At 67.4% G+C, this 11,953-nt stretch carries 13 protein-coding genes and 1 pseudogene; 9 read left to right on the plus strand and 5 right to left on the minus strand.

The window, feature by feature from the left end:
* Positions 1-95: 95 nt before the first annotated feature.
* From DBV14_RS29835 to DBV14_RS34050, 8 genes and pseudogenes are all read left to right on the plus strand, one after another.
* Positions 96-941 (plus strand): carbohydrate ABC transporter permease, encoded by an 846-nt coding sequence (locus tag DBV14_RS29835; RefSeq protein WP_124464992.1) that lies wholly within the window; start codon positions 96-98, stop codon positions 939-941.
* Between the two features lie 32 nt (positions 942-973).
* The gene (locus DBV14_RS29840; RefSeq protein ID WP_124464994.1) at positions 974-2,098 is read left to right on the plus strand and encodes an ABC transporter ATP-binding protein; all 1,125 of its coding nucleotides are present in this window, start codon (positions 974-976) and stop codon (positions 2,096-2,098) included.
* Positions 2,099-2,181: 83 nt separating this feature from the next.
* Positions 2,182-3,231, plus strand: a complete 1,050-nt coding sequence (locus tag DBV14_RS29845; RefSeq protein WP_124464996.1) for an NAD(P)-dependent alcohol dehydrogenase — start codon at positions 2,182-2,184, stop codon at positions 3,229-3,231.
* Positions 3,232-3,348: 117 nt separating this feature from the next.
* A complete protein-coding gene (locus DBV14_RS29850) occupies positions 3,349-4,170 on the plus strand; it encodes an SDR family oxidoreductase (RefSeq protein ID WP_124464999.1) in 822 nt (273 codons plus the stop codon).
* Positions 4,170-5,498: an NAD(P)/FAD-dependent oxidoreductase gene (locus DBV14_RS29855; protein ID WP_124465000.1), complete on the plus strand. Its 1,329-nt coding sequence runs from the start codon at positions 4,170-4,172 to the stop codon at positions 5,496-5,498. The genes DBV14_RS29850 and DBV14_RS29855 overlap by 1 nt, the downstream gene beginning before the upstream one ends.
* A gap of 17 nt (positions 5,499-5,515) precedes the next feature.
* On the plus strand, positions 5,516-6,418 hold the full coding sequence (locus tag DBV14_RS29860) for a bile acid:sodium symporter family protein (RefSeq protein ID WP_124465002.1): 903 nt from the start codon (positions 5,516-5,518) through the stop codon (positions 6,416-6,418).
* Positions 6,415-6,801, plus strand: a pseudogene (locus DBV14_RS34045) (NAD-dependent epimerase/dehydratase family protein); the annotation flags it as partial. The gene DBV14_RS29860 and the pseudogene DBV14_RS34045, both read left to right, overlap by 4 nt.
* 121 nt (positions 6,802-6,922) lie before the next feature.
* Positions 6,923-7,459 (plus strand): hypothetical protein, encoded by a 537-nt coding sequence (locus DBV14_RS34050; RefSeq protein ID WP_260397275.1) that lies wholly within the window; start codon positions 6,923-6,925, stop codon positions 7,457-7,459.
* Here DBV14_RS34050 and DBV14_RS29870 read toward each other — a convergent pair.
* Entirely contained in the window at positions 7,422-8,354 is a 933-nt protein-coding gene (locus DBV14_RS29870) for a LysR family transcriptional regulator (RefSeq protein ID WP_124465004.1), read from the minus strand. The genes DBV14_RS34050 and DBV14_RS29870 overlap by 38 nt on opposite strands.
* A gap of 101 nt (positions 8,355-8,455) precedes the next feature.
* On the opposite strand from DBV14_RS29870, the gene DBV14_RS29875 reads away from it, so the two are divergent.
* Positions 8,456-9,214, plus strand: coding sequence for a sulfite exporter TauE/SafE family protein (locus tag DBV14_RS29875; protein WP_124465006.1), 759 nt, complete (start codon positions 8,456-8,458; stop codon positions 9,212-9,214).
* 33 nt (positions 9,215-9,247) lie between these two features.
* On the opposite strand, the gene DBV14_RS29880 is transcribed toward DBV14_RS29875, so the two are convergent.
* From DBV14_RS29880 to DBV14_RS29895, 4 genes are all read right to left on the minus strand, one after another.
* A complete protein-coding gene (locus DBV14_RS29880) occupies positions 9,248-9,727 on the minus strand; it encodes an NUDIX domain-containing protein (protein ID WP_124465008.1) in 480 nt (159 codons plus the stop codon).
* Complete coding sequence (locus DBV14_RS29885; protein ID WP_124465010.1) at positions 9,727-10,176, minus strand: GatB/YqeY domain-containing protein; 450 nt, start codon at positions 10,174-10,176, stop codon at positions 9,727-9,729. The genes DBV14_RS29880 and DBV14_RS29885 overlap by 1 nt, the downstream gene beginning before the upstream one ends.
* 109 nt (positions 10,177-10,285) lie before the next feature.
* Positions 10,286-10,498, minus strand: a complete 213-nt coding sequence (gene rpsU, locus DBV14_RS29890; protein ID WP_007833691.1) for a 30S ribosomal protein S21 — start codon at positions 10,496-10,498, stop codon at positions 10,286-10,288.
* A 111-nt stretch (positions 10,499-10,609) separates the two neighbouring features.
* Positions 10,610-11,845: an NAD(P)/FAD-dependent oxidoreductase gene (locus DBV14_RS29895; RefSeq protein WP_124465012.1), complete on the minus strand. Its 1,236-nt coding sequence runs from the start codon at positions 11,843-11,845 to the stop codon at positions 10,610-10,612.
* Positions 11,846-11,953 lie beyond the last annotated feature (108 nt).

The following is an 11,953-nucleotide window of genomic DNA, read 5'->3' on the forward strand; positions in this document are numbered from 1 at the left end:
AGTACCCGGTGTCATTCGCACGCACCCCGAATGCACCCGAACCCCACAGAGCCGCCAGCGCAGCAAGTCAACCACCGCAGCAACGGAGACACGAAATGACAACCCCAAAGAAGAAGAGACAGTTCTCCGCAGGCACGCTGCTCGCGCGACTGGTGCTCATCGGCGCCGGCCTCTCCGCATTGGTCCCCGTGCTCTGGACTTTTCTCAACTCGTTCAAGAACCGCGTAGACATCGTCTCCGCCGTACCCAAGTTCATCTTCACCCCCACGTTGGAGAACTACGTCTACGTCCTCAGCCGCGAGGCCGTGGCACAAGGCCTGCTCAACTCCGTCCTTGTCGTCGGATCGGCCGTCGTCATAGGGGCCGTGCTCGGTCTGCCCGCCGCCTATGCGCTCGCACGCTACCCGCTGCGCTGGGCCGACGACATCCAGTTCTTCGTGCTCTCGATGCGCTTCCTGCCGCCGGTCGCTGTCGCCATTCCGCTCATGGTCATCTGGTTGCAGCTCGAGCTTTACGACACCCGCTTTGCGCTGACCGTCACCTACACGCTGCTCACCCTCTCCACCGTCATCTGGCTCGCCATTCCCGCCTTCAAGGCCGTGCCCAAAGAGGTTGAAGAAGCAGGCCGGGTCGATGGCTACGGGCCCTACGCGATCTTCTTCAAGGTGGCGCTGCCCATTGCCGCGCGCTCGCTGCTCGGGGCCATTGCCTTCGGCTTCGTGCTCGTGTGGAACGAGTTTCTCATCGCGCTGATGCTCACCACCTCGGACGCCAAGACCCTGCCCATCGTGGCCTCGGAACTGAGCCAGCTGGGGCGCGATGTGCCCTGGGGCATCTTGAACGCCTCGGTCATCCTGCTGTCGGTGCCGCCGCTGCTGATGGTCGGCGTGCTCAGCGGCTTTCTCAACGCAGCCTTCAAGCGCAAGCGCGAAACGGCATGAGCCCCGTCACTACTTTTCCTACGAAGAAAAACATGTCCGCAATCAGCTGTCACAACATCATCAAGCGCTATGGCGACACGCAGGTCGTCCACCCCTTCGACCTCGACGTGGCCGACAACGAGTTCGTCGTGTTCCTCGGGCCTTCGGGCTGCGGCAAGTCGACCATCCTGCGCATGCTCGCGGGGCTGGAAGACATTTCCGGCGGCGACCTGCTCATCGGCGGCGAGCGCGTCAACGACCTGCCGCCGCAGGAGCGCGGCATTGCCATGGTGTTCCAGAACTACGCGCTGTACCCGCACATGAGCGTGCGCGACAACATTGTCTTCGGCCTCAAGCGCCTGAAGGTGCCCAAGGCCGAGATCGACACGCGCATCAAGGAGGTGTCGGACACGCTGGGCCTGGAGCGCTACCTGCAGCGCAAGCCCACCGAGCTGTCGGGCGGGCAGCAGCAGCGGGTGGCCATTGCGCGCGCGATGATCAAGACGCCGAAGGTGTTCTTGTTCGACGAGCCGCTGTCGAACCTCGACGCCAAGCTGCGCAACCACATGCGCATCGAGATCGCCAGGCTGCACCAGGCGCTGAAGACCACCACCGTGTACGTGACGCACGACCAGCACGAGGCCATGACGCTGGCCGACCGCATCGTGCTGCTGCGCGACGGGCGCATCGAACAGGTGGGCTCGCCGCGCGAAATCTACGAGCGGCCTTGCTCGGCCTTCGTGGCGGGGTTCATCGGCACGCCGCCGATGAACCTGGTCGAGATGTCGGTGCACGACGCCGGCAGCCACTTCGAGCTGAGGGGGCCCGAAGGCACGGTGCACGTGGACGCGCGCCGCTTTGCGCTCGAAGGCCGCCGGCGCGTGACGCTGGGCGTGCGCCCCGCGCACCTGCTGGTCGATGCGCAAGGCGGCCGCGGCGGAGGTTTTTCCGGCGAAGTGCAGCTCATCGAATACCTGGGCAACGAAGTGCTGGTGAGCTTCGGGCGGGGCAACGGCAACGACGGCAAGGAGATCAATGAGATCGCCGCGCTGATGCCGTCCGCGCAATGCCCGCGCCTGCAGGAGCGCGTGAGCTTCGTGGCCGATCCGGCGCAGGTGCACCTGTTCGACGTCGACAGCGGGGCTTCGCTGCTGCGCGCCGACGTTCGCTTGCACTGACGCACGCACCGCCAATTTCTCATCGCCCATCTCTCATCGCTCATCGCTCTCAAAGACAACAAACGGGAAATTCGAAAATGGAAATGAAAGCACTGGTCCTGGAAAAGGCGCATGAACTCGCGCTGCGCGACATCGACGTTCCGCTTCACATGGGGCCGCGCGACGTGAAGATCCGCATGCACACCGTGGGCGTGTGCGGCAGCGACGTTCACTACTACCAGCACGGCGGCATCGGCCCCTACATCGTGGATGCGCCGATGATCCTGGGCCACGAGGCTTCGGGCGTGGTGGTGGAAGTGGGCGCCGAGGTCACGCACCTGAGGCCCGGCGACCGCGTGTGCATGGAGCCCGGCATTCCGCAGATGGATTCGCGCGCCACGCTCGAAGGCATCTACAACCTCGACCCGGCGGTTCGCTTCTGGGCCACGCCGCCGATCCACGGTTGCCTGACGCCTTTCGTGGTGCACCCGGCGGCCTTCACGTTCCGCATGCCCGACAACGTGAGCTTCGGCGAAGGCGCCATCGTCGAGCCGCTGGCCATCGGGTTGCAGGCCGCGAAGAAGGCGGCGCTGAAGCCGGGCGACGTGGCGGTCGTGATCGGCGCCGGCACCATCGGCGCGATGACGGCGCTGGCCGCGCTCGCGGGCGGTGCTGCGCGTGTGATTCTTGCGGACCTCGTGCCCGAGAAGCTGGCGCTGTTCGCCGGCAACCCGGCGGTGACCACGGTGAACGTGCGCGACGCCAACCTTGCCGATACGGTGAAGGCACTCACCGACGGCTGGGGCGCCAATGTGGTGTTCGAGGCCAGCGGCAGCGCGCGCGCCTTCGACAAAATCTTCGACCTGCTGTGCCCCGGCGGTTGCCTCGTGCTGGTGGGCATGCCCGGCAGCAAGGTGCCTTTGGACATCGTGGCCATCCAGGCGAAGGAAGTGCGCATCGAGTCGGTGTTTCGCTATGCCAACATTTTTCCGCGTGCTCTGGCGCTCATTGCGTCGGGGCAGGTCGACGTGAAGCCTTTCATCTCGCGCACCTTCGCGTTCGACGACGGCATCCGTGCCTTCGAGGAGGCAGCGGCGGGGCGGGCCACCGACGTGAAGATCCAGATCGAGTTTCCGCAGGCCTTGCCGGCCTGATTCTTTCAGCGTCTCTTCAGCATCGGCGCCCCGGGCAAGGGGAAATGCCGGGGACACGGCGCGCATGCGCGGCTAAAGTGGCCGGGTTTTGCCACCCGGAGCTATCGCATCGCGCCCATGCATCTTCCGTTTCGCAACGTCGTCCTGACTGGAGCCTGTGGTGGCCTGGGCCAGGCATTGGCGCGCGAGCTGATGGGCGGTGGCGCGCAAGTGGCGCTGGTCGGGCTCGATGCGCAGCGGCTCGCGGCGCTGGCCGCGTTGGCGCCCGAACGCTGCGCCGTCTACATGCCCGACGTGTCCGATGGACCCGCGATGCGGTCCATGGCCGCCGACTGGACATCGCGCTTCGGCGTGCCCGACCTGGTGATCGCGAACGCCGGCGTCGCGGGTGGCTACGACACGGCCGAAGCCGATGACCTTGCCGTGTTCCGCCGCATGCTCGAGATCAACCTGCTCGGCGCGGCCACCACCTTCCAGCCTTTCGTCGGTGCCATGCGCGCGCAGCGCCGCGGTGCGCTGGTCGGCGTGGCCAGCATTGCAGGCTGGCGGGGCATGCCCGGCAACGGCGCCTACTGCGCGAGCAAGGCAGGGCTGATCCGCTACCTGGAGAGCCTGCGCGCCGAGTTGCGCGAGACGGGCCTCACGGTGCACACCATCAGCCCCGGCTACATACGCACCGCGCTCACGGCCGGCAACCGCTTTGCGATGCCGGGCCTGCTGGAAGCCGAGGCGGCGGCCCGCCAGTTGCTCGCGGGCGTTGCAGCGGGCCGCGAAAAGATCGTGCTGCCACGCCGCATCGGATGGCTGTCGAAGGCGCTGGACCTGCTGCCCGAAAAGCTGCACGACCGCGTGCTGCGCGGACAGCCGCGCAAGCCGCGCGTGGGCGAAGCCGGCGCCACAGCCATTCCTGGACTTTCTTCGAAGGAGCCTCCTCGCTGATGCCTGCCAACGCACCGACCTACGAACAGATCGCGCTGATCGGCGCCGGCCCTTCCGGCCTTGCCGGTGCACGCAACCTGCAGAAGCACGGCGTGCCGTTCCAGGGCTTCGAGGCGCACAGCGACGTGGGCGGGCTGTGGGACATCGACAACCCGCGCTCCACCGTCTACCACTCGGCGCACCTGATCTCCAGCAAGACCACCACCGAGTTCGCCGAATACCCGATGCCCGCCAGCGTGGCCGACTACCCCAGCCACCGCGAACTGCGCCGCTATTTCAGCGACTTTGCCGACCACTTCGGGCTGCGCCAGCACTTTCGCTTCAACACGCGCGTGCTGCGCGTCGAGCCCGTGAGCAACGCGCCCGACACGCGCTGGCGCGTGAGCATCGACCCCGGCAACGGCACGGTCGAGATCGCCGAATACAAGGGCGTGGTCATCGCCAACGGCACGCTCGCCGAGCCCAAGCGGCCGCAGTTCGAAGGCCGTTTCGACGGCGAGCTGCTGCACACCAGCGACTACAAGCACCCGGAGCTCTTCAAGGACAAGCGCGTGCTGATCGTCGGTGCCGGCAACTCGGGCTGCGACATCGCGGTCGATGCGGTGCACTACGCAAATAGCGTCGACATCTCGGTGCGGCGCGGCTACTACTTCGTGCCCAAGTACGTGTTCGGCAAGCCGGCCGATACGCTGGGCGGCAAGCGCCCGCTGCCGCCGTGGCTCAAGCAGAAGATCGATTCGACCGTGCTCAAGTGGTTCACCGGCGACCCGGTGCGCTTCGGTTTCCCGAAGCCCGACTACAAGATGTACGAGTCGCACCCGATCGTGAATTCGCTGGTGCTGCACCACGTAGGCCATGGCGACATCGGCGTGCGCGGCGACATCGCGCGGCTCGACGGCCGCACGGTGCACTTCAAGGACGGCAGCGCACGCGACTACGACCTGATTCTTGCGGCGACCGGCTATGCGCTGCATTACCCCTTCATCGACCGCGAGCTGCTCAACTGGCAGGGCATGGCGCCGCGCCTGTACCTGAACATCTTCGCGCCGCGCTTCGAGAACATCGCCGTGCTCGGCATGATCGAGGCGAGCGGCATCGGCTGGCAGGGGCGCTACGAGCAGGCCGAGCTGGTGGCGCGCTACTTCCGCGCCAAGGCCGCCGGCTCGCCCAAGGCGGGCGCGCTGCGCGCGGCGGTGCAGGGCCCGCCGCCGGACCTGTCGGGCGGCTTCAAGTACCTGCAGCTCGAACGCATGGCGTACTACGTGCACAAGGACACTTACCGCGCGGCCGTTCGCAACGCGGCCACGGCCCTGGCCGACTCACCCTGAACGAGGCCACGACCATCATGCTGCCCGTCGACGAAATACGCCTTCACTTCAACCCCGCGTCGCTGGTGCTGCTCAATGTGGTGCTGGGCTTCCTGATGTTCGGCATTGCGCTGGACACGCGCATCGAAGATTTCAAGCGTGTGGCGCGCATGCCCGGCGCGATGGCGGTGGGCATCGGCGCGCAGTTCATCGTGCTGCCGGCCGTGACCTTCGCGCTCACGCTCATCCTGAAGCCGGGGCCGAGCATCGCGCTGGGCATGATCCTGGTGGCGTGCTGCCCGCCGGGGAACATCTCGCAGATCCTCACGCACCGCGCGGGCGGCAACGTGGCGCTGTCGGTATCGATGACGGCAATCTCGAATGCGCTGTCCATCGTGGTGATGCCGCTGAACTTCGCGTTCTGGGGTGGCATGCATCCGACGGCTTCGGCATTGCTGAAGACCATCGCGCTCGACCCGCTCGACATGCTGGGCCACATCGTGATGATCATCGGCATTCCGTTCGTGCTGGGCGTGGCCTGCTCGCACAAGCTGCCGGGGCTCACGGCGCGCATCAAGAAGCCGGTGGGCATCGTGAGCTTCATTGCGCTCATCGTGTTCATCGTCGGTGCCATCGCGGGCAACTGGCGTTTCTTTCTCGACTACGTGGGGCTGGTGCTGCTGGCGGTGGTCATCCACGACGCGCTGGCCTTCGGCACGGGCTACCTTTGCGCGCGGCTCTCGGGACTGGGCGACTACGACCGGCGCGCGGTGTCCATCGAGGTCGGTATCCGCAACTCGGGGCTCGGTCTGGTGCTGATCTTCAGCTTCTTCGGCGGGCTGGGCGGCATGGCCGTGGTGGCGGGCGTGTGGGGCTTCTGGGACATCATCGCGGGCCTGGCGCTTGCCAGCTGGTGGCGGCGGCGGCCGGTGGCGCCATGATCGAAGGACGCGAGGGACGCGAGGGACGCGAAGGGCACGTTGCGCGGCGCGTGCTCGTGACGGGCGGCGACGGCTTTCTCGGGCGCGGCGTGCTGGCCGCGCTGGCTGGGCAGGGCACGCTCGAAGCGCTGGTGTCGCTCGACGTGCGCGAGGTGCCCTCCGAGCGGCGGTTGCCGGGCGTCGTCTACCAGGCGCAAGACGTGCGCGACGCCGCCATTGCCGCGACGCTGGCCGCGCATGCCATCGACACGGTGGTGCACCTGGCGTCCATCGTCACGCCCGGCAAGGGCTCGAACCGGGCCTTCGAGCATTCGGTCGACGTGGGCGGCACGCGCAACGTGCTCGACGCCTGCGTGGCGCAGGGCGTGCGGCACATCGTGGTGTCGTCCAGCGGCGCGGCCTACGGCTATCACGCGGACAATCCGGCGTGGATCACCGAGTCGCAACCGCTGCGGGGCAACGCGGTGTTTTGCCTATGCCGACCACAAGCGGCAGGTGGAAGAAATGCTGGCCGACTGCCGTGCGCGGCATCCGGCGCTGGCGCAGACGGTGCTGCGCATCGGCACCATCCTCGGCGAGCGCGTCGACAACCAGATCACCGCGCTGTTCGAGAAGAAGCGGCTGATCGCCATTCGCGGCAGCGACAGCCCCTTCGTGTTCATCTGGGACGAAGACGTGACGGGCGCCATCGCCCATGCGCTCGGCGGCGCGCCGGCCGGCTGCTACAACCTGGCAGGCGATGGCGCGCTCACCATCCACGAGATCGCCTCACGGCTCGGCAAGCAGGCGACCGACTGGCCGGCCGGCGTACTCAAGACGGCACTGGCAGTGGGCTCGGCGCTGGGCGTGAGCCGCTACGGGCCGGAGCAGCTGGACTTTCTGCGCTACCGGCCGGTGCTGTTGAACACGGCGCTGAAAGAGCGCTTCGGCTATGTGCCGCGCAAGACCAGCAGCGAGGCCTTCGATGCGTTCGTGGCGGCAAGGGCGGCGCAGGGCCGGCCTGTCAGCGCGGCTGCTTCTTTGCGGTCGCCGGTGTTGTAGTTTCGTCAGGCGGCGGCGCGATCAGGTGCTCGAGCATGCGCCGGGCATTCAGCGGCAGGTCTTCCGACGAACGCACGCAGGCCATCAGCGTGCGCTCGGCCCAGGCATCGGCCAATGAGGCGCGCGCGATCTTCATCGAACGGGCGCAACGCTCGGCCGCGGTCTGCGGCACGATGCCCACGCCGATGCCGTACTCGACCATGCGGCACACGGCCTCGAAGTTGCGCACGCGCACACGGTAGGCCAGGTGCTTGCCGAGGGCGCGCACATGCTGGGTGATCAGCTGCTGCAGCGCGCTGTCGGCGGGCAGGCCGACGAATTCGCTGTCGACCAGGTCGGCCAGCTGCACGCGCCGGCGCCCGGCCAGCGCGTGGCCGCGGGGCATCACCAGCACGAGGTCGTCGCGTCGGAAGGGATGGCATTCGAGGCCTTCGCTGTCGATGGCGTCCGAGACGATGCCGATGTCGCACAGCCCGCCGCGCAGGGCCTCCACGGTGTCGGGGCTGGCGCGTTCTTCAAGGTCGACCGAGATGCGCGGGTGCTCGGACAGGAAGCGGCTCAGCACCTCGGGCAGGTGCTCGGTCAGCGCCGAGGTGCCGCACATGAAGCGCACGTGGCCCTTCAGGCCCTGGCCGTATTCGCCGAGCTCGCCGCGCAGCCGCTCCATCTGCTGCAGCACGACGCGCGCGTGGTGCAGCAGCGTGCGACCGGCCTCGGTGGGGCGCACGCCCTGTGCATGGCGCGTCAGCAGCGGGGTGCCGAGCGCGTCTTCCATGCCGCGCACGCGCTGGCTGGCCGAGGCCAGCGTCATGTGCGAGCGCTGGGCGCCGGCTGTCAGGCTGCCGGCTTCGACGACGTGGAGAAAGAGCCGCAGGTCGGTGAGATCGAATCGCATGATGGGCCGCAAGGTAGCACGCCAGCCTCAGTCTGTGCCTGAGGCTGGCTGCGCAAAAGCCGCATTTCCAGCCGTGCCGGCGCTGGGCAGACTTCGCGGCGATGACGATTTCTTCAAACGAACTGGCGAGCCACTGGGTCGCGGCCTCCGCGGTCTTCCTGCTGGCTGGGGTGATCAAGGGCGTGATCGGGCTGGGGCTGCCGACGGTGTCGATGGCGCTGCTGGCGTTGTGGATGCCGCCGGTGCGCGCGGCGGCGCTGCTGATCGTGCCGTCGCTGGTCACCAACATCTGGCAGACCGGACCGCGTGCCTCGTTCATGCCGGTGCTGCGGCGCATCGGCGGCATGCAGGCCGGGATCGTGGTGGGCACGTTGGGCGGCGCGCTGTGGCTGGGCGTGCCGGCGGGCGCCTGGGCTTCGGTGGCGCTGGGCGTGGCCTTGGTGGTCTATGCGCTCTGGGGGCTCACGGGGCGGCAACTGCATGTGCCGCCGCGGCACGAGCGCTGGCTGGGGCCGCTGGTGGGCGCGGCAACGGGGCTGGTGACGGCGGTGACCGGGGTTTTCGCGGTGCCGGCCGTGCCTTATCTGCAGGCGCTGGGGTTCCAGCGCGATTCGCTGATCCAGGCGATGGGGATCTCGTTCACTACATCGACCGTGGTGCTGGCCATCGGGCTGGCGGGCAACGGCAGCTACCCGGTGTCGGCGGTGGGCGGGTCGGTCGCGATGCTGGTGCCGGCCGTCGCCGGCATGGTGCTTGGAACCTGGCTGCGGAAGCGCCTGTCGGTAGCGGTGTTCCGGCGCTGCTTCCTGGTCGGGCTGGCGTTGCTGGGGCTGTACATGGCGGTTCGCGCCATGGCCTGATGAACGACTCGGGCGACCTTGGCGCCCGGGAGCTCAGGCGGCCAGCAGCAGCGCGGCGCGAACGCGCTCGATGGCCTGGCGGTAGGGCAGGGCGAAGTCCTCGGTGGAGTCGCCGGCACTGAGCCAGCTGAAAGAGAACATCAGGCCTTCTTCTTCGGGGCTGCCGGTGGCCATGTGCTCGAAGGTTTCGGGCAGGGCTCCATTGGCGCGCATCAGGAACAGGTGCCACAGCTGCGGGTGGCGATGCGTGTTGCCCTCCACGCCGGCTTCGCATTCGCGGTCGAGCGTGCCGAGCGGATGCAGCTGGCCGGCGTAGTCGATGCCCGATTCCTCGAGCAGCTCGCGGCGCACCGCCACCTCGGGCGATTCGCCGGTTTCGATGGTCCCCTTGGGCAACTGCATGTTGCCGTCTTCGGGGTGGCGCAACACCAGCAGCCGGCCCCTTGCGTCGACCAGGCAGGCGCAGGCCTTGAGGATCGGCTCGGCGAAGGGGCTGGCACTGTTCTCGCTCATCAGGCGCCCGACAGTGCGGCCTTGACCGCTGCGCTGACCTGGCCCATGTCGGCCTTGCCGGCCAGGCGCGTCTTGACCGCGCCCATCACCTTGCCCATGTCGCCGGGGCCGCTGGCGCCCAGCTCGGCCACGATGGCTTTCACGGCGGTGGCGACTTCGTCGGCGCTCATGCGCTGGGGCAGGTAGACCTCGAGCACCTTGATCTCGGCGGCTTCCTTGTCGGCCAGGTCGGCGCGGCCGCCGGTGGTGAACGCGGCGATGGAGTCCTTGCGCTGCTTGACCATCTTGTCGACGATGGCCACGACCATGGCGTCGTCGAGCTCGACGCGCTCATCGACTTCCTTCTGCTTCAGGGCGGCCAGCAGCAGGCGGATGGTGCCCAGGCGTTCGGAGTCCTTGGCGCGCATCGCCGTCTTCATGTCTTCGGTGATCTGTTCTTTGAGGGTCATTGGGAGCCTTTGGAAAAAACAAAAGCCGCGGCAGGTTTCCCTGGCGCGGCTGAGGCAACGGGAGCGCGGGCGGCGACTTGCGTCGAGGCCGGCTGCCCCGGGGTGTTGCTTAGTACAGCTTCTTGGGCAGCTGCATGCTGCGCACGCGCTTGTAGTGGCGCTTGACGGCGGCTGCCTTCTTGCGCTTGCGCTCGGCGGTCGGCTTTTCGTAGAACTCGCGAGCACGCAGGTCGGTCAGCAGGCCGAGCTTTTCGATGGTGCGCTTGAAGCGACGCAGAGCGACGTCGAAGGGCTCGTTTTCTTTAACGCGGATGGTGGTCATTGATGATTCGTTGAACTGAAGTTGGCTCGGGGAGATCGAGGCCCAAAGCCGGGGTTCCTCAACTGAAAAATTTTTGCGGCCGTTGAGGGAAGGCCAAAAGTTAGCCCGCGATTATAGCGCGGTTGCGCACGCATGGGCACTCGCCCAGGCCCATTGGAAGTTGTATCCACCCAACCAACCCGTTACATCGACCACTTCGCCGATGAAATACAGCCCCGGTTGCTTCGATTCCATGGTCTGGGACGACAAATCGCGGGTGTCGACCCCGCCGGCCGTCACTTCGGCCTTTTTGTAGCCTTCGGTGCCGCTGGGCGTGATCTGCCAGCGGGCGATGCGTTCGGAAAGCGCGGCCAGCGCCTTGTCGGCCGCCTCGTTGACGGGCCGCTGCAGGGCCGGGTCTTGCCCGACCCAGGCGTCCGCCAGCCGGGAAGGCACCAGCGCGGCCAGCTCGTTGGCGATGCGCTTCTTGGAGCGCAGCTTGGCCTCGCCCAGCGCCTCGGCCACGTCCACGCCGGGTGCGAAATCGAGCGTCAGCGGGGTGCCGGGCTTCCAGTAGCTCGAAATCTGCAGCACAGCCGGGCCGGAGAGGCCGCGGTGGGTGAAGAGCAGGTCTTCCAGGAAGGCCATCTTTTCTTTTTTCGCCCCCGTTTCGATGCGCACCGGCAGCGCTAGGCCAGCCAGTTCGGCATACGGCGCCCAGGCGTCGCCGCCGAAAGTCAGCGGCACCAGGGCCGGGCGGGGCGTGACGACCCGCAGGCCGAACTGCTCGGCAATGCGGTAGCCGAAGTCGGTGGCGCCGATCTGCGGGATCGACAGCCCGCCGGTGGCGACCACGATCCGGGGCGTTTCGATGGGGCCTCGATCACTATCGATTTGATAGCGGCCTGCGCCCACTGCGTCGGCGTCAGGGGCCGAAAACGTGATTTTCCCGATCTTGCAAGGTTGCCAACGCTCGACCCCGCCGGCCGCGCATTCGGCCAGCAGCATGTCGACGATCTGCTGCGACGACCCGTCGCAGAACAGCTGGCCCTTGTGCTTCTCGTGAAAAGCGATGCCATGCTTTTGCACCAGCGCGATGAATTGCTGCGGCGCATAGCGCGAGAGCGCGGAGCGGCAAAAATTGGGGTTGTCGCCGATGAAGTGGCGTTGCGGCGCGCGCACGTCGAGGTCGCGGTTGGTGAAATTGGCCCGGCCGCCGCCCGAGATGCGGATCTTCTCGCCGACCTTTTCGCTGTGGTCCACGAGCAAGACCTTGAGCCCGCGCTGGCCAGCCAGGGCGGCGCAGAACAGGCCGGCGGCGCCGGCGCCGATGACCACGACGTCGAATGAATGAACGGATGAACTCAAGTCAGTTTTCCTGCGCGTTGCTGCATGGCTGTTGGCGCATGAGGCTGCTGTGGGGGAGCGGATGCGGGAGCGGGAGCGGGAGCGGGGTCGGGTTCATTCGGGGCGCGT

The sequence above is a fragment of the Variovorax sp. KBW07 genome (assembly GCF_003852515.1).
Lineage (GTDB): Bacteria > Pseudomonadota > Gammaproteobacteria > Burkholderiales > Burkholderiaceae_C > Variovorax.